Consider the following 17,429-nt stretch of genomic DNA (forward strand, 5'->3'; position numbering starts at 1 on the left):
TTTTTCTATTGTCTATCAATCGATCACGGAGTAGTATGAAACTGGATGTCAACACGATGGAGACGTTCTACGAGATGGCGCGCGAGGGTGCGGGTCTCGCGGCTGACCGCCTCGCACCGATGATTGACCTCCAGACACGCGTGAGCGTTACCCGTCTGCACTTTACGAGTCAGGCTGCAATTGCCGATGAGCTCGACAACAGCCGGAATAAGATTGGCATCAGTGTCAGTCTCGTTGGCGACGTCGAGGGGCGTTCACTGATTCTCTTTGATGAGGAGAGTGCAAACGACGTCGCACGGATGCTCGTCTCAGACGTTCCCGGTGACGAGCGCGAATGGTTAGCCAGAAGCGCGATCGCCGAAGTTGGCGCGATCATGAACAACGGCTTCGTGGACGGCTGGGCAGACGTGCTTGGGACGGAGATCGATGTCTCACCGCCAGAGTTCATCACCGGGGTCTCCGCTGATGCCTTCGTCGATGACCCGACTGACGATGATCTCGCGGTGGCGTTCCGGAGCCGGATCGAGGCCGTCGATGAGGAGATCCGGTTCCAGCACTACCTCGTCCCAGAGCACGACACAGTTGTTCGGCTGCTTGAAGGAGAGGATAACGACCGAGTCATCGACTCCGAGAAACTTTCTGGGTTCGATCAGATGGCCGGTAACGGCGCAGCGAAGATTTCCGAGAATCTCGAGCAAATGACCGGCATCGACGCCGAGATCGAGGTCTGGCGGATTGAATTCATCTCGCTCGACGCCATTCCAGAAGGCATTGCGACCGAGCGTCTCATTAGCGTCGCATTCACGTTCGACGGGATGCTGAGTGGCTATCTGCTCTTCCTTTTTGATCGTGATTCAGCGGTCAATCTCGTCGAGTCGACGCTCGGTTCCACACCGATCGGCGACCTCGGTGCGCTTGAGCGCGACGCGATTCAGGAGCTCTCAAACGTTATGGCGAGTGGTTTTCTCGACGGTTGGGCGAACGTGCTCGAGACAACCATCGACCACTCGACGCCCGCCTACACTTACGACATGGGGGCTGCCGTGGTTGACCCACTGGTTGTCGGACTGAGCGAGCGTCAAGAGTTCGCTTTCGTCTTCGACGTGCGCATTCAGGCCGCTGGAACAACGTTTCATCTCGACATCTACGCAATTCCAGACGAGGACGACCTCATCAACGCGCTCGAGACGCTGGATACTGGACGCGTTGATGAATCGTCGATCACGCCGGAGTTTGCGCCCGCCGAAGCCGTCCCGTCGTCGTTTGAGGTCGAAGGCCTCACCAAACTCGATCATTCATGAAAACATACAAGAAACTCCCCGATTCAGAAGAGAGCGACCGGCAGCTCGTCCGTGTCTCTGAGTACGGTGTTGCGGACAGCAGCGAGACGCTCATTGCCTACGGACTCGGTGCCAGCGTGGCAATCGCGCTCTACGCCCCAACAGGTGTCGGTGGGCTGGCTCATGCTATGCTCCCACGGAAAGACGATGGCGTTGGGAGTGCTGATGGAAAGTTTGTCGATACTGCGATTCACGCCATGCTCCGTGAGATGATCGGGGCGGGTGCCGGTTACGGAACGGTCGAGGCTCAGATCGCTGGCGGTGCGGACATCTTTCAACTCGATGGCCTTGCCACTGATGCGGGGCGACGCAACATCGAAGCCGCCCGTAACGAGCTTGCGGCACTCGACGTGCCTATCGTTGCCGAAGATATCGGAGGTGGACGCGGCCGTCGTGTCGAGTTCGATACAGCCTCGGGCGATCTCGTGGTACACACCATCGACAGCGACGCGATCCGCTTGTGAAGGCTTCTGTGTAAGCTCACCGCAGAGCCATCAGTACAGCGCTGTTGTCCTGTTCGAGATGGGATGGCTGTCGAAACAATCGATATGGTGGTTCATTCAGATTCGAGAGATTCGTGTGTGTTTCTCCGTCAGCCGAGTTCGCCCTGAAGCCATGCAGCACTCGCAATGAGTCCGACACCGACGAGTCCAACGATGCCAGTCGTCGAAAAGACCGGTGCATAGGTTCCGAATCGGTCGAAGCCGAAGCCGGCTGCAAATGGTCCGAGTAGTCCGGGCACCGCGAACGAGAACGAGACAAGACCGAACAGTGTGTTGAGATTGCGGCCACCGAAGAGATCTGCAGGCACAGAAGACAAGAGCGCACCTGTGCCGCCGTAGCCGACGCTAAAGAACACCGCAATAGTGAGCAGCAGTAGCGGCGCACGTGCCAACGGGAGTACGAACAGCGCGAGCGCCATCGCGGCCCCGCAGACGACGAAGACGATCTGACGACCGAGACGGTCGGCGACACCACCCACGGCGAGACGGGTGACGGCCGTCGTGCCACCGATCAGGCTGAGCGCGAACACACCCGTTTCCCGTATTCCTTGCTCTGCAGCGTAGTTGACGAGGTGGTTGAGCAGGACATAAAGCGTCCCGTACATCAGTATGTAGCCACCGAAGAGGAGGAGGAACGCACGACTCCTGACGGCTTCGCGGATGACTCGCAGCTGCTCGCGCCAACCGTTGTCCGACTCCGGACGACCATCAGGAAATTCGGCGTTGACACCGTTGACGTGTTCGGGATCGTCAACGATCAGGAGCGCCGCGAGGAGCAACGTGATCCCAAGACCAGCACCGAGCAGCGGGAGCGTCCCGCGCCAACCGAGTTGAGTCACGAGCATGGAAGCTGTTGGGGCGATGACGAGCATGCCGACTCCGAGACCAGCGCTTGCCAGTGCAGTTGCCATTCCGCGTCTGCGCTGGAACCACTGGGGAGGTGTCGCGTAGCCGATGACGAATGCGAGGCTCATCCCGGCTCCAGTCACGATGCTGTAGGTCAGGATGAGTAGCGGGAGGCTATCGGCCAAACCTCCGGCGATCATGCCGCCACTGACGAGTGTTGCGGCGAGCACTAGTCCCCGGCGGGGACCGAGCCACTCAACGAGTCCGCCCATCGGTGCCGCGGCGGCGTAGAGGACGAACAGTTGAACCCCGAAGACGAGTGAGGTGCGCGCTGTCGAGGTGTCGAATGTCACGGCGAGCGGGTCGAGAAAAACACCGAACGAGTACGTCATCCCGAAAACGACGCCTGTGGCGAGGAAACACGCCGCGACGACAACCCATCCGTAGTAGAACGTTCCGTCGGCAAGCCAAGCACGAATGAAACGCATGAGCACACCAGACCGGGCGATGATACAAATGACTGTCGAATTATTGTTTGTTATTTGTTACTAGTCAGATCAACAGGCGTGATTGCGATCTGATCAGAATCACAATACACTCAGCAAGATCTGGTTGCTTTGTCTCTGGCTTTGACCACTTGAACTGAGAAAGGGATGCTCGGTACGGGATTTGAACCCGTGTCGCAGGCTCGAAAGGCCCGCATGATTGGCCGGGCTACACCAACCGAGCGCAAATGTATGTCTGTACTGACCCTTAATAAGCGCTGCCTTTCGGTACGGGTTATTGGCCCCCCTGGTGCGCTACTGTGTCGCATTTTCACACAATCGATATCCTGTCGTCCGTTCCAACGGAGCAAAGCTACCAACCTACCACAAGATACGATTAGGCAACTCTCGTATCGCGGAGTAAATCACAGAGGAGGTGCGCGTACAGCACGACAGCGGTGTAGACTGCGAGAAACGGCGTGATTACGAACGTAACGAGCGTGAGTACACCCCCAATGATCGTGTGGCTCAGGAGTCGCTCTGTTCGCATGGTTAATCCCTCAAAGAGCCACGCTGGTGCAGTGAACGCCCGTTTCGGATCGGAGAGTGCCTCAAACAGCAGTTCCCAATCCCCTGTGAGATAGCGAGCAAGCAGGAAATGATCGAGATCGATGAAGACGCTCAAAAAAACACCGTAGCACCAGAGCACTACTTTTGCCGGACGCGAAAGACGCTCACCCAATGCGAGCGCTCCTACTGCGCCGACGATTGCGCCAACAACCGCATGCTCGGTCGATTTCATCGTAAGGCCATTTGCCGGGATCGGTCATTAGCCTACCGACGGCGACGCGTACAACCCAGTATCTGTCACCGACGTTGTCTACAGACAGTAGTTACTCACCGACCGTATCGTCGTATTGCAGAAGGGAGGTCACACATCCCCAGTCGAATAAACGAGAACGCAGAACGAGCACGGTGGGATTCGAACCCACGGCCGTCGGATTAGAAGTCCGACGCTCTAGTCCTAGCTGAGCTACGTGCCCTATGCGCATCAACCGTCCCAATCCTCAAAAACGATCTGATTCTCCTCCCACGTTCGCGGTCACAACAGAAAGAATTGACACTGTTGGGTCCGCGTTGCAGTTCCATACAAGTCCAATCTACGATTTGTACAGAGAGGTGCGATCGACGGCAGTGAATTTCGATCAGAACGGATCAATTGTGATCACGAACGGAACCGTCGAGCCGGTGCCCCAATCGGAATAGTTGTTCACCATACGAACTGACCGAGCAAACACAGCCGTTAAGACCGAATCGGCCCGAACTGAGACCGATGCGAATCATCGGAACCGTCGGGCTACCGGGGAGTGGCAAGGGCGAGGCCGCCAGCGTCGCGCGCGAACTCGACATCCCGGTCGTGACGATGGGCGACGTTATCCGCGAGGCGTGTCGTGCGCGAGGACTCGATCCCACAGATCATCACGGTGAGGTTGCAGTCGCGCTCCGTCAAGAAGAAGGTGAAGCTGCCATCGCAGAGCGTTCGCTGTCGATGATCCGTGAGAAACTCACCGAACACGATGTCGTTCTCGTCGACGGGATCCGATCCGACACTGAAGTCGAACGCTTCGAAGAGGCGTTCGGATCGGACTTTGTGCTCATCGCCATCGATGCCCCATTCGAAGTCCGGAAGAAACGAATCGAGCGCCGAAAGCGGGACGATCCGAACGTCGAAAGTCTCAAAGATCGAGATGAGCGAGAGCTCAACTTCGGAATGGGCGAAGCGATCGCCGACGCCGATATGACGATCGAAAACACGAAAACCATCGAGGCGTATCACAAACAGATTAGGAAAGTGCTCGAAGAAGGCGAATACAATGATCTACAGCGTTGATGTGACGGTCCGCGTGCCGGTTCGGCCGACAGAAGTCACAGAGCGGGTCGTCGACTGTGTCGAACATCTCTTTCCCGGAGCCACCATCGAAGAACGACCGAGGCAACCGGAAGAGAAAGAACCAGACAGAAACAGAACGTCAGGTGGTGAAATCGTCGCTGAAACGCACTCGCTCGAACATCTCTCGGAACTGTTCCACGAACAGACGATTCTCGATACTGCGCGTGCCGCGCTCCTCAATGGTCTCGACGGTGAACAGGACGATTCCTTCGAATTCCGGCTGAAAAAACAGGCAGCGTTCGAAAGAGTTGTCAACTTCTCAGTTGGGAAACCGAGCGAACTCGGTGACATCCACGTCTCAGTGACGGTCAACGATCCCGATCCCGAATCCTACATTCAGTATATCGCGCCACCAACCGAAGACGGCGTGCCGGTTGAAACCGATAACGAACGGTAACACGCCTCAGGAATTGATACTGGATACCGACACCGTGCTGGTATCGGCAACCACCGATCCGTAGGTGGCGACGATTACGACGGCACTATCGTCGGTACACACGAATCAGGCTTCGACGATAGAGTACACAACTCACACGAGCAGTTGTGTGACGGCGAATAGCACGAGAACGCCGAGCACATCACAGGTATTTGTAACGATTGGGATCACCACATCGTCAGGATCGAGTCGGAGACGATAGGCAGCGTACGTCACAAGAACGGTCACAAGAACTGAAATCACGGCTAGCACAACACCGCTTGTTATCGAGACGAGCAGGACAGTCACGAATGGGAGGCGTGACCCACCCGTGAACGCCGCGAGCGCCCACGCACCGATACCGATGGCCGGAAACATTGTGAGTGCGAGCGCCACTGTTGCGAGTGCGTTGCCAAGGAGCGTCTCATCGACGAACGACAGCGTACCGAGGTGGAGTGCTGTCGAGAGCCGCGCTGCCAACACGCTCCCGAGATTGCCTGCCGTTCCAATGACGACAGGAACGAGGATCAACAGCGACGGATATTGGAGCAACGTCGCCTCGAAACCAAGGAGGACGAGACCACTTCCGAGTTCGACAAGCGTCAATACGAGGAGTATGGGCAGCGTTGCGCGCGTGATGGCTCGAATGGTCCACGCGGTTGTCACAGTGCGAGCACCACCTTCGCTGCGAGAAACAGAAATGACATGCCGAACACGTCGCCGGTGGTCGTCACGATCGGCCCAACCAACGTATCAGGGTTGTAGCCTCGACGGTACCCAGCAAACACGACACCGACGACGATGATAGATAAGGTAAGTCCTGAGAGGATCCCTGCCAGAATTGCAACAGCGAGAAGGGTCACGACGGGCGCAGTCTGCTGGGAGAGCACCGTGAGAAACGCGAATGTGGCGACCGCGGCAAATGCGCTTGCAATCAGCCCGTTGGCGATCGCCGCGGCAATCGCCGATACGAGTCGCTCATCACGCTGTCGCAGAGAGGGAACAATAAGTCCCTGGTGGAGAGCGGTAGCCACGCGAGCACCGAGCGATCCATAGACGTTTCCACGGGTCGCAAGCAGCGCTGGCACGAGAACGAGCAAACCAGGAATTTCCCGGAACTCCGCGCGCATTCCTCCGAGAACGACTCCAGCGATCAATCCACCGACCATACTCGCAGCGAGAGCCGACACTCCCTCGCGGTAGGCAACGATGGCAACCGCACGGACGCTCATACTCATTCGGCGTCCGCTGACCACAAAAAGGAGTCTGGTTACGAATAGTTGTTATATTTTGAACGTTCAGAAATCAGATAGCATATCGATTTTGGCTCGCTGGAGGCTCTCGTCTATATCGGCCGAAGATGATGTGACCGGCTCGTGAGAAACCACGTATTCGTCACCACCATCGTTGATGGTAACATCGGACACCGAGTAGAACTGAATATCTTTCTCTTGTTTTGTCATTACAGAGAAATCGTAGTTGTTTGCCTCATACTGCACTGGGTCTCCCTCTACGAAGCGCTTCCCAGTGAACTCCCGATGGGAATCAAGTCGTTCGTTCACAACCTCGTGGGATGTCTTTGCAATGTCAGCAATCCGTTCGTCGAAGACGTCTGCAAACGCCGTTTCGATCTCGTATCCAGCCGAATTCCGACCCGCGATCATCGCACCGATGGTCGTCGTTCCGGTCCCCCAGAATGGGTCCAGAACAGTATCACCGTAGACAGAGTACATGTTTATGAGTCGGTACGGAATTTCGAACGGGAAGGCAGCAGATCGATCGCGTAACGCATCGTGTTCGAGCGGTTGGACCTCGCCGTTGACGTCCGTCCAAACATCAGTGAACCACTTGTTTCGTTCCTCCCAGAAGTACGCAGCACCGTATCGGCGATCCGAGCCGGCCTCGAACTGCCGTCGCTTCGGACCGTTTCGGAACACGAGGATATACTCGTGTTCGAGTGTGACGTAGGCGTTTGGCGGGAGCATTCCACTCCCCATGAATTTCGCGCCCGAGTTTACCGGTTTGCGCCATAGCAGATCTGGAAGTGGCTCGAAACCGAGCTCCTCGAATGCGGTGCTGACCCGAGCGTGATTCTGGTACACTCGGAAGCTCTCACCCACTTTTCGGGTTGCATCCCCAATGTTGATACACGCAATTCCACCATCGACGAGGACACGACTGAGTTCCTCCCACGTCGCGGTGAGTTCTTCGTGCATCAGATCGAACGCTGCCGATCCGTTCTCGGCCTCGAGTTCTCGTCGGATCTTCGGAGAAATCTCGGAGAATAGATCATCCCACATCTCGATCATCGGATAGGGCGGTGACGTTACGACAAGTTCTACGGAATCATCTTCGAGGTGCTCCATATCACGAGAATCCCCGATATGGACGCGGTGTGACGTTTCCATCGGGTGGCTCTAGTGGGTGCTAGACTTATATTCTTCGTCACAGAATTCAAACAGATAATATAATCAACCGATCGTAATCAATGCATCTTCGCAACCTGAAATGTAGAGACGTCGATCAGAATGGGTGAAAAGACGGAAATGTTCGAGATTACGCTGGTTTCAACAGAACCCAGCGTCTTTACAGAGCTGCCAATGTTTGTGGGTCGTATCAGATGTGCAGTTATCGGGAATCGGCGTGTGACTGCAGATGAGATCGGCCGCAACACCACAGGCGATGCCACCGATTCCGCCTGTCGAAACGGTGCAGATGAGACTTGATGGTGCAGCACAGCCCACCTGACAGATTGATCGCATCAGATCTTTGCAGTCGCCACATCCGATGCCGAGTAACGACTGCGTCGAAACACGCTGCGCTTGTACCGCCTTGATTGTCTTTCCCGAGCGAGTCATTGTGAGTGACTCCTGTTCGAGTTCGCCGTCTTCAATCCAGAATTTCGTTCCCGTGGTGGTGTTTCGATCGAGCCGTTCGAGAATGAGCGCAGTTGATTCCTGAACCGTCGACCCCTCAACCCGGAACGTAACGTCTGCAGACACGCGACGGTTGTCAGTCGTTGCATCGGTATCAGACGTGCCACTGGCATTTATTCCAGTATCTACGACGCCGAGGACAGCCGGCGATCGATCGACAAGGTCGAACGTGATACCGTACGTGGTGGGCTTACTCTGAGTCTTGATTTCGTAGACAGCAGGGTTCTCGGTACGGAATACAAGATTTTCTCGTTCCTCGAAATACGCTTCGTACAGCTCGTAGGTCGCTGACGACTTCACAGTCGAGATCAGTGCATCAGTCGTCAGTTCGTTCGTGACATCCGTGTTTTGTTCAGATGTCGTCCCAGTTGCTCGGCTGTCCCCGGATATCTGTTGCACCCCAATAACGGACGTCGACCCAACCACGGCATGTCTCAGCAGAGCCCGTCGCGTGGTCGATGAGGGATCATCTGTCATCAGTTTCTATTTTTCTTTTCTACACTATAACATACGTGCTTACTCCTCAACGAGATACTTGTCAAATGTATATATTTTAGAAATGGCTCATTTATGCGGCTCGCTTTGCTACCAGACGCTGACGAAAGCTCCAGATAACTCAGAACGGTCCCATTCCGCCGAGTCCGCCACCTTGATTCTCCATCTTCTTCATCATACGCTGCATGTCACTGTCGCCCATCCCTTGGAACTGTTTGAGCATACGTTCCATCATCTGATGTTGTTCGAGCAGTTCGCGGACGCGATCTTCTGACTTACCCGACCCGCGTGCGATGCGCTGGACGCGTTCAGCCCCGACCGATCGTGGATTTTCGAGTTCATCATCGGTCATCGAATCCATTACGACTTCGAAGTCTCGGAGTCGATCTTGAGTGACATCCATCGCATCATCGGGGAGCTGATCACGAATACTGCCACCGAATCCCGGAATCATATCGATCACTTGATCGAGCGGGCCCATCCGGTTCATTGCCTGCATCTGCTTTCGCATGTCGTTTAGGGTAAATTGGCCCTTCATCACGTCTTCGGGCTCCCAGTCGTCGTCCTCAGCCTGCGTTTCCCGCATCGCGCGCTCGACCCGTTCGGAGAGCTGCTTCAGATCACCCATTCCGAGCAGCCGCGAGATGAATCCGCTTGGCTCGAAGCGTTCGATGTCTTGTACGGTTTCTCCCGTTCCGAGGAATGCGATCGTCGAATCGGTTTCGTTCACCGCCGCGAGAGCACCACCACCTTTGGCTGTCCCGTCGAGCTTCGTAATGACGACACCGTTGATGCCGATCGAGTTCTCGAATTCTCGGGCTTGGTCTTTCGCACCTTGACCGATAGCCGCGTCGAGAACGAGCAGGCTCGTATCGGGATCGACGACGGTGTTGATCTCTTCGATCTCGCTGATGAGATCCTCTTCGAGCGCGTGGCGCCCCGCCGTATCGACGATGTGGACGTCTCGTTCACTCGTCTGTTCCAACCCCTCTCGGGCGATTTCGACAGGATCGTCCGCATCTGGATCGCCGTAGAACTCGACCTCTGCGCGCTCGCACATCTGTTTGGCCTGATCGTACGCGCCAGGACGGAATGTATCCGTCTGGATGACTGCCGGTCGAAGTCCCTTCTTCGAGAACCACCACGCCATCTTCGCGGCAGATGTCGTCTTCCCTGAACCCTGTAACCCCGCGAGAAGAATGGTTTGTGGTTCGAGCGGTAGCTTAGTGCTCTCGCCGATGAGATCGGTCATCTCCTCGTAGACGATACGGAGGACGTGATCGCGGGCGCTTGTCCCGGCTGGTGGATCCTCGTCCAGCGCCCGCTGTTTGATCGAGTCCGAGAGATCCATCACGAGAGCCACGTCGACGTCAGCTTGCAGAAGTGAACGCTGGATCTCTTTGACGACTTCTTGAACATCTTCCTCGCTCAGTCGGGACTTCCCTTGAAGTTTAGAGAGCGTCCCTCGGAGCGAGCTTCCGAGATTATCGAGTACCATTGTCTGATACGCCCTAGCTCATCCGTCAGTAAAGGCTTTGCTCGTCGGGAGGGCCAGATATCCAGACGCTGTACGCATTGGTTTGAACAGTATGTAAATATAGTTATACATGTGGAGTATTTCACAGAGTTGATACCGCCGTCTGTTTTTTCTCAGTCACGCTTCCGGCTACGAGTTGTGTCGAACGCTGTGGATCGTCGAGACCGAACCATCAATCAGGCAATATGTTCTAAGTATACGCAGAACAGCTCTCATAAGCATACACCGGCCATAATTGCCAGAACATTTCGTTGTTTGTGTCTAGATATCATAACCCATACAGAACTGTACAGAGAATTTAACACCCGGATTAAACCGGTTGTTAACCGATCAAAACCCACAACGTTACACTTGCCCCCTGTGAGCGTCCAGCATGCAGACTGTCAAAGCAAAGGAGTACCACGAAATCGTACAGGTGAGCGATCCACAACTCTCACCTGACGGAGAAACCGTTGCGTTCGTCCGCAAAGAACCAGTCGAAGATGAGTACGAAACGACGGTGTACGTCGTCTCGGTTGATGGCGATCGGATGCGACAATTCACCGCAAAAGAGGGAATCGACGCGAATCCACGCTGGAGTCCGAATGGTGATCACCTCGCGTTCACGAGCATCCGTGGGGATTCAGATACCTCGCAGTTATGGGTACTGCCGGTCGATGGCGGAGAAGCTCGACAACTGACTGACGTAGTCGGTGGGGTCGAAACGTTCGTTTGGTCTCCCGATGGTAATCGTATTGCATTCACACAGAATTCGATTGATGATGAACGCGAAGTGGGCCTCGACCGTGATACGAGCGTCAACAAGGAGTACAATCGAGAGCCACCGGATCCGAAGGTTATCGATCGGATGGTCTACCGCGCACAGGAGCAGTATTTCGATGGGACGCGAAGCCATGTGTACACAGTTGAGCTGGAAAACGAGCTTGTGATGCGTCACACTGCTGGTAACTATGATTTCGTAGCGCCGGAGTTCGGAGATGCAACGACGCTCTATTACGCCGTCTGCCGAGACACACCGACTGATGATAGCACCCGGTATGATATTGATTCAGTTGATCTCGAATCGGGCGAGGTCGAGACGATCACGCAGACGACGAGCTGGGCACCCTCGATCGCCGCGACCGAAGATGGTTATCTCGCGTATCCACGCACACCCGAGCCGAGGGCCTCAATGCAACAGACGGACGTAGAGGTGTGTGATCCGACTGGTGAACAGACAGTAATTACGGCGGATCTCGACCGAACCGTCGAGCCACAGAGCATTCAGTGGGCAGGTGATGACCTCTACTTCCTCACACCTGATACGGGAAACGTCGTCCTTCGGCGGGCAGTACTCGAAGCTACAAACGATCCGGAGCGAGATCTTGAGACCGATAGTTCGATCGTCGTGAAGGATGGTGAACTCACCGGTGTGTCTGTCGAAGGTGATACGATTGCGTTCATCAAAAGCGAGTGGGATCATCCGGGAGACGTGTTCGCGCTCGTCGACGGTGACGTTCGGCGTCTCACAACCGTCAACGCAGACTATCTCGACAGTCACCACATCGGGCAGCCAGAAGCGATATGGTTCGAAAACGATGGACGCGAGATTCAGGGATGGCTGCTCACACCGCCCGAAGCCGACATCGATCGATCAGAACAGTATCCACTAGTGGTCGAGATACACGGCGGCCCGCACGGGATGTGGTCGACAAGTGGAACGATGTGGCATGAGTTCCAGACGCTCGCCGCGCGAGGGTATGCTGTCTTCTGGTGCAATCCGCGCGGGTCGGTCGGTTACGGCGATTCATTTGCGACAGCAATCGAGCGAGACTGGGGACAGGTGACCATGAACGACGTGCTAGCTGGCACAGACAGAGTAGCCGAGAGAGAATACATCGATACAGACAATCAGTTCGTCACCGGCGGGAGCTTCGGCGGCTACATGACGGCGTGGATCGTCGCTCATACGGACCGCTTCTCGGGAGCCGTCGCCCAGCGCGGCGTCTACGATCTCGCATCTTTTTACGGGTCAACAGATGCGTTCAAGCTCATTGAAGGAGATTTCGATGCACTGCCTTGGGAGGACAGCGAATTCCTCTGGAAGCATTCACCCGCCGCGCACGCGACACACGTTGAGACACCAACGCTCATTATCCACAGTGACAACGACTTTCGCGTCCCAGTCAACAACGCCGAACTACTTCATCTGTTCTACCGAAAATTGGGCGTCGAAACGCGCCTTGTTCGGTACCCACGCGAGGGACACGAGCTGTCTCGGAGCGGTGAGCCGAATCACATCGTCGACCGTCTCGAACGCATTGTTCGCTGGTTTGATGGCTACTCGGACTATCACGACGTGCCGAAAGCACTAGAACGAGGAAGCGACGGACTCTCGAACGATAACAGAGGAGAAAGGCGGGGTAACGAGCGGCCGGTGTGATTCGATCGCTTGTTTCAGGATTCGGCTTCTTCTCCGAGCAGGTGGCTGACGATGACTTCCGGATCAAACGGTTCGATGTCGTCGTATCCCTGCCCGACACCGAGAAAGAGGATCGGCTTCCCGGTGACGTGTGCGATCGAAATAGCCGCACCGCCTTGTTGGTCGGCGTCTGCTTTTGTGAGTATCGCGCCGTCGATCTCTGCGGCCGCGTTGAATTCGCTTGCGCGTTGCACCGCATCCTGCCCCGCAACAGCCTCGTCCACAAAGAGCGTCATATCGGGTTCGACAACCCGATCGATCTTTTCGAGTTGTGCCATCAAGTCGTTACTCGTGTGTAATCGACCGGCAGTATCACCGAGCACGATATCCACGTTGTTCGCCTCGGCGTACTCAACCGCGTCGTAAATGACTGCTGTCGGGTCGCCGCCTTGCTCGTGGCTAATGAGCCGTTTATCGAGTGCCTCAGCGTGCTCGCGGAGCTGCTCGTTCGCTCCTGCGCGGTACGTATCGCCGTTGGCAAGCACGGTCGAATGACCTTGTGCTTCAAAATAACGGGCAAGCTTCGCTATGCTCGTCGTCTTACCGACACCGTTGACGCCAGTAAAAACGATAACAAGCGGCTTCTCGGCTGCCGCGACGTACTCATCGAAGTCAAACTGTCCGACGCTGATGACATCGACCAACGCCTCTTTGAGCGCTTCCTCGACGACCATTCCAGTCGATTGCACCTGCGCTCGAATCGTCCCTTCGAGGTTTTCACGGATGCCAGACAAAATCTCCTCTGCAACACCCATCTCCACGTCGCTCGAAAGCAGCGCGAGTTCGAGATTTTCGAGTGGTCCATCGAGATGTTCTGGCTGAATGATGATTCCACCGGTGGCAAACGCTTTAGCGCGCTTTCCGAAACCGACCTCGATCTCACGCTCTTCCCCCTCGCCCGATTGCCCTGACTCAGTCTCCACGACAGATTCATCGCTGTCTGTCTGGGCATCGACGTCAGTTTCCCCGTCCGATCCGACAGGGCCCTCGGCGGCGAGGTCATCGGCATCAAGCTGATCGACCTCTTCGGCGTCGACCTCTTCGGCGTCGACCTCCTCAGCTTGTTCCTCGACGTCGTCTTTGAATCGCCCGAGGGTTTTTTTCAATCCGTCGAACATCGGCTACTCGTCGTCTGTCCCGCCTTGCTGCTGTTGCATCTGCTGTTGGAGCTGTTGGAGCTGTTGTTGTTGCATCTGCTGTGCACGCTGTTCGATCTCTGCTTGCTCCTCTTCGAGTTCACTGATCTCTTCTTGTAGCGTCGAAATCTGGTCATCGAGCGTCTCCTTTTTGTGTTTGAGACTCTCGACGGCTCCATCCTTGTCGCGTTCGGCTGCGTATCCGCCACCAAGTGCGACGATAATTTCGTCGACGTCCTGTATCTCAGCACGGACGTACGCGTCGCCACCGAGTGGTACTTGCACGATATCGTCGCTTTCGAGCCGATCAATCGCGTTGATCGCTTCGTCTGCCTCGCCTTTCTCGCTTCGCAGCCCTTCGACCTCTTGCTGTAAGGATGATACTTCAGACTCGATGGCGTCAAGCTGTTCTTGCAACTGGCGCATACCGTTGTCGCCGGAGACACTCATTGGTCGACCCCCTCAACGTCTACCTGCGTACGTTTGAGACCGTGTCGAGAACCGAATTCGGCGTACGTGTGCTCGATTGCAACTGATTCGTTCGCAGCGGTAACGGTTCGCTCGAACGGTTGCCATCCCCCTCGTGTCTGGAAGCGGCCACTAACAGTAAATTCGCTCATATACAACCGTGCGGCTGCAAGCGGGAAGAATGTTGCTAGTCGATATAGCCAAGCGCATCTTCGATGCGTCCGAGCTCGGGGCCGGTCGAGTCTTGCCCAGCGACGTATCCGTTGGCGTTCGCTATCAGTCCCGAGCCGACCAATGGTGCACCGTAGTTGATTGTGCCGATATCGGCGCGCACGTCAAGTAGCTCTTCTAAGAAGTCGAGTTCGCCATCAGCCGCCTTTGGGTGACAGAGTACACCCACGTTCGTCGCTACGGCTGCCGTGCCGACAGTCCGAACGCCAGCGAGTTCGCCCCGTTCGACAGGGACATCGAGCGCTTCAGTCACCGCTCGAACGGCAGTACGGGACAGGTCAGCGTGGACATACGCCCCGTAGTCGTTGGCGAGAACAACATTACCTGCGGCGTTGATGTTTCCGGGGAGTTCGGTCACCGGCCGATCTGCGACTTCGCGGATGTGCTCTAGTTCGTTGTCGCGGATGCGGTTGCTCACGAGAAGACCGTTCTCGTTGCCCGTAGCGAGCGCACCGACGGTGCCCGATCCGCCGACAGTCGTCGTGATTGCCGGCACCTGAAGCTCCGAGGCGAACGACGAACGGAGATCTTCGTCGACACCGGGACGAATGAGTAGACAGTCATCGGTGGCAACTGCGAAAACGCCGACGTACGAAGAACCCGAGAGGCTCGCTCGAAGCACGTCTCAGGCGGTTTCAGCCTCGACAATTCGCTCGCCCTCCTCCTCGAAGCGGGCGGCGCGAACACGAAGCTTCCGGGGTGGTTTCTTGCGTCCACGGGACCACACCTCCTCGTTGATCGACGGATCGAGTCGGACTTCGCTCTCGTCGACCGAGAACTGTTTCGCGAGGTGAGCACGGACAATACTCATCGCTTTATCGGCTCGCTTGTGCTTTGCCTCAGCAAGCACGTCACGGAGCGGAACTGTGATGACTCGTTCTTCGAAATCACTCGCACTCATGGCTTACTCGTCCGTGTCTCCTCGCCGCCAGTTGCGACGCTTCGGATTCTGCATGACATCACGGTCGGTTTTCATCATGACCCATGATGGGACGCGCGTGTTCTGGCGCTCTAACTTCGCCAGCCGCTTCTTCTTGGACTTCGACTTCTTACCCATAGTGTCGGTGTTTCCGCCGCTGTGGTTAAATGGTTGTTCCTTTTGCTCTCTGTTGAGCAGTCAGTCATCGCGCAAGATCTTCCGGAATGAGTGGGACGGAACGCCCTCTGGCTACAGTTCCGAGCCCGGAGCTGGCGTTCGTTCGCCCCCAACGTACCTACTTCCAAACAAAAGTTGAGTTCAGGGAGTACTTTTGCGATCAGGAATTGAGAGGGTGGGCATGTTCGGCGCTCCATCCGATAGCGCATTGATTCGCCGGTACTATCTCTATCGTGCTACACTGTCGGTCGGGTTCATCACTCCCATCTTTACTTTGTTTCTCCTGCGTTCGCTGACGTTTACGCAAGTCGGGATGTTATCTGCGCTGTATTCGGTGCTATCAGTCGTCGGTGAGATACCGACAGGGTACGTCGGTGACCGACTCGGCCGACGGGCGAGTCTCCTGCTCAGTGTGGCGTTCACTGTCGGATCGCTAACGGGATTTGTCGTCAGCGAGGGATTCCTCCCGTACGCCGTCCTGTACGTGCTGTGGGCGCTTGCCCTGACGTTTCGCTCGGGAAGCATGGACGCGTGGTTGTACGATATGCTCGATCAACGGCTCAACACCGAACGATTCAGTCACGTCCGAGGGAAAGGTGACGCAGTACAAAACTGGACGGCAGCGATATCGATGGTAGCAGGTGGTCTCCTGTACGGAATAGAACCAACGTACCCGTTCATTGGGGCTGTCGTGTTCAACAGTCTCGGCTTTGTCTCTCTGCTTTCACTGCCGAAGAATCGTCAGTATGACGGCCGTAGCGAGGACGAACCCGATCGAATTGATCCACGAGAAGCCAGCAGAGTCATCCGCGATCAACTGATGCGACCGCCATTGCGGTCGCTGGTGCTGTACTGTGGACTCTTCTACGCCATCATGGGCGTTGGCCACACCTACGTACAACCGATGGCGATCGAGACGCTTACCCCCTACGCCACTTCGGTCGGTGTTCAACTCCCCGCTGACACCACGAGTGCGACTGCCACAGCGCGTTCAGGCGAGGCGGGCGCTGCAGTGGCGCTCGGGTTGGGCCTCCTGTACGCCGTCCTGACCGCGATTTCGTCAGCCGGTGGCTACTATGCCGGTGCAGTCGAGGACCGGATCGGTGTCCGTCGAACCGTGCTGCTCGTACCAACCGTGACAGCCGTCATACTCGTAGTTCCAACCCAGCTTGCAGTACTGGCACTCCCGATGTTTGCAGTGATGCGGACCTCGGTACCGCTCGTCCAGCCCATCGCAAACGGCTATATTAACGACCACGTCGAGGAAGTCGGACGAGCGACGTTACTCTCTGCCGTGTCAATGTTTTACATGACGCTCCGGACTCCGCTAGCGCTGGGAGCCGGACTGGTGGCCGATGCGAGCACAGCAACCACGGCAATTGCGATGCTCGGAGGCGTGTTCCTCGTCATCGGTGGCGCTGTGTGGCTGCTCGGTGAGGTCGCACCCGAAAGCAGAGCGACCATCGGGGAGCAATCCGGCCCTCCAGTGTCGTAGTTGGGTGTTGTGCGCCCGCCGATGATTGGCCTCG

The 17,429-nt window shown here is 56.2% G+C and carries 19 protein-coding genes and 2 tRNA genes; 6 read left to right on the top strand and 15 right to left on the bottom strand.

Going from position 1 to position 17,429, the window contains the following annotated elements:
• Positions 1 to 35: 35 nt before the first annotated feature.
• Entirely contained in the window at positions 36 to 1,301 is a 1,266-nt protein-coding gene (locus MW898_RS12070) for a chemotaxis protein CheC (protein ID WP_248907542.1), read from the top strand.
• Positions 1,298 to 1,804: a chemotaxis protein CheD gene (locus MW898_RS12075; protein WP_248907544.1), complete on the top strand. Its 507-nt coding sequence runs from the start codon at positions 1,298 to 1,300 to the stop codon at positions 1,802 to 1,804. The genes MW898_RS12070 and MW898_RS12075 overlap by 4 nt, the downstream gene beginning before the upstream one ends.
• A 128-nt stretch (positions 1,805 to 1,932) precedes the next feature.
• Here MW898_RS12075 and MW898_RS12080 read toward each other — a convergent pair whose 3' ends face one another.
• The 4 genes from MW898_RS12080 to MW898_RS12095 all read right to left on the bottom strand — a co-directional run bounded on the left by MW898_RS12080 (position 1,933) and on the right by MW898_RS12095 (position 4,217).
• On the bottom strand, positions 1,933 to 3,177 hold the full coding sequence (locus MW898_RS12080; protein WP_248907545.1) for an MFS transporter: 1,245 nt from the start codon (positions 3,175 to 3,177) through the stop codon (positions 1,933 to 1,935).
• Positions 3,178 to 3,343: 166 nt separating this feature from the next.
• Positions 3,344 to 3,418, bottom strand: a tRNA-Glu gene (locus tag MW898_RS12085).
• A 153-nt stretch (positions 3,419 to 3,571) separates the two neighbouring features.
• Positions 3,572 to 3,976, bottom strand: coding sequence for a hypothetical protein (locus MW898_RS12090; protein ID WP_248907547.1), 405 nt, complete (start codon positions 3,974 to 3,976; stop codon positions 3,572 to 3,574).
• Positions 3,977 to 4,141: 165 nt separating this feature from the next.
• Positions 4,142 to 4,217 (bottom strand) — tRNA-Arg (locus tag MW898_RS12095).
• A gap of 290 nt (positions 4,218 to 4,507) precedes the next feature.
• Between MW898_RS12095 and MW898_RS12100 the strand changes: the two genes are divergently transcribed.
• Positions 4,508 to 5,065, top strand: coding sequence for an AAA family ATPase (locus MW898_RS12100; RefSeq protein ID WP_248907549.1), 558 nt, complete (start codon positions 4,508 to 4,510; stop codon positions 5,063 to 5,065).
• Positions 5,049 to 5,522, top strand: coding sequence for an RNA-binding domain-containing protein (locus MW898_RS12105; protein ID WP_248907551.1), 474 nt, complete (start codon positions 5,049 to 5,051; stop codon positions 5,520 to 5,522). Before MW898_RS12100 ends, MW898_RS12105 begins: the two co-directional genes overlap by 17 nt.
• Positions 5,523 to 5,654: 132 nt before the next feature.
• Here MW898_RS12105 and MW898_RS12110 read toward each other — a convergent pair whose 3' ends face one another.
• From MW898_RS12110 to MW898_RS12130, 5 genes are all read right to left on the bottom strand, one after another.
• Positions 5,655 to 6,206, bottom strand: a complete 552-nt coding sequence (locus MW898_RS12110) for a magnesium transporter (RefSeq protein ID WP_248907553.1) — start codon at positions 6,204 to 6,206, stop codon at positions 5,655 to 5,657.
• On the bottom strand, positions 6,203 to 6,772 hold the full coding sequence (locus MW898_RS12115; protein WP_248907555.1) for a magnesium transporter: 570 nt from the start codon (positions 6,770 to 6,772) through the stop codon (positions 6,203 to 6,205). Before MW898_RS12115 ends, MW898_RS12110 begins: the two co-directional genes overlap by 4 nt.
• Positions 6,773 to 6,838: 66 nt before the next feature.
• Positions 6,839 to 7,948 carry a DNA-methyltransferase gene (locus MW898_RS12120; protein ID WP_248907557.1) on the bottom strand — a complete coding sequence of 370 codons (1,110 nt, stop codon included), beginning with the start codon at positions 7,946 to 7,948 and terminating at the stop codon, positions 6,839 to 6,841.
• A 159-nt stretch (positions 7,949 to 8,107) separates the two neighbouring features.
• Positions 8,108 to 8,953 carry a halocin C8-like domain-containing protein gene (locus MW898_RS12125; RefSeq protein ID WP_248907559.1) on the bottom strand — a complete coding sequence of 282 codons (846 nt, stop codon included), beginning with the start codon at positions 8,951 to 8,953 and terminating at the stop codon, positions 8,108 to 8,110.
• Between the two features lie 139 nt (positions 8,954 to 9,092).
• The gene (locus MW898_RS12130; RefSeq protein WP_248907561.1) at positions 9,093 to 10,469 is read right to left on the bottom strand and encodes a signal recognition particle protein Srp54; all 1,377 of its coding nucleotides are present in this window, start codon (positions 10,467 to 10,469) and stop codon (positions 9,093 to 9,095) included.
• A gap of 412 nt (positions 10,470 to 10,881) precedes the next feature.
• Here MW898_RS12130 and MW898_RS12135 point away from each other — a divergent pair, with 412 nt between their 5' ends.
• On the top strand, positions 10,882 to 12,930 hold the full coding sequence (locus MW898_RS12135; RefSeq protein ID WP_248907563.1) for a S9 family peptidase: 2,049 nt from the start codon (positions 10,882 to 10,884) through the stop codon (positions 12,928 to 12,930).
• A gap of 14 nt (positions 12,931 to 12,944) precedes the next feature.
• Here MW898_RS12135 and ftsY read toward each other — a convergent pair whose 3' ends face one another.
• From ftsY to MW898_RS12165, 6 genes are read right to left on the bottom strand one after another with little or no spacing between them, the layout of a single operon-like run.
• Positions 12,945 to 14,087, bottom strand: a complete 1,143-nt coding sequence (gene ftsY, locus MW898_RS12140; RefSeq protein ID WP_248907565.1) for a signal recognition particle-docking protein FtsY — start codon at positions 14,085 to 14,087, stop codon at positions 12,945 to 12,947.
• A gap of 3 nt (positions 14,088 to 14,090) precedes the next feature.
• The gene (pfdA, locus tag MW898_RS12145; RefSeq protein ID WP_248907566.1) at positions 14,091 to 14,555 is read right to left on the bottom strand and encodes a prefoldin subunit alpha; all 465 of its coding nucleotides are present in this window, start codon (positions 14,553 to 14,555) and stop codon (positions 14,091 to 14,093) included.
• Entirely contained in the window at positions 14,552 to 14,725 is a 174-nt protein-coding gene (gene rpl18a / locus MW898_RS12150) for a 50S ribosomal protein L18Ae (protein WP_248907568.1), read from the bottom strand. The genes pfdA and rpl18a overlap by 4 nt, the downstream gene beginning before the upstream one ends.
• A 35-nt stretch (positions 14,726 to 14,760) precedes the next feature.
• On the bottom strand, positions 14,761 to 15,426 hold the full coding sequence (locus MW898_RS12155; protein WP_248907571.1) for a translation initiation factor IF-6: 666 nt from the start codon (positions 15,424 to 15,426) through the stop codon (positions 14,761 to 14,763).
• Between the two features lie 3 nt (positions 15,427 to 15,429).
• Positions 15,430 to 15,705, bottom strand: a complete 276-nt coding sequence (locus MW898_RS12160; protein ID WP_248907573.1) for a 50S ribosomal protein L31e — start codon at positions 15,703 to 15,705, stop codon at positions 15,430 to 15,432.
• A 3-nt stretch (positions 15,706 to 15,708) separates the two neighbouring features.
• Positions 15,709 to 15,861, bottom strand: a complete 153-nt coding sequence (locus MW898_RS12165; protein ID WP_248907575.1) for a 50S ribosomal protein L39e — start codon at positions 15,859 to 15,861, stop codon at positions 15,709 to 15,711.
• 220 nt (positions 15,862 to 16,081) lie between these two features.
• On the opposite strand from MW898_RS12165, the gene MW898_RS12170 reads away from it, so the two are divergent.
• On the top strand, positions 16,082 to 17,395 hold the full coding sequence (locus MW898_RS12170; RefSeq protein WP_248907577.1) for an MFS transporter: 1,314 nt from the start codon (positions 16,082 to 16,084) through the stop codon (positions 17,393 to 17,395).
• The last annotated feature ends 34 nt before the right edge of the window (positions 17,396 to 17,429 follow it).

The organism is Halocatena marina, assembly GCF_023276375.1.
In the GTDB taxonomy this organism is placed as follows: Archaea; Halobacteriota; Halobacteria; order Halobacteriales; family Haloarculaceae; genus Halocatena; species Halocatena marina.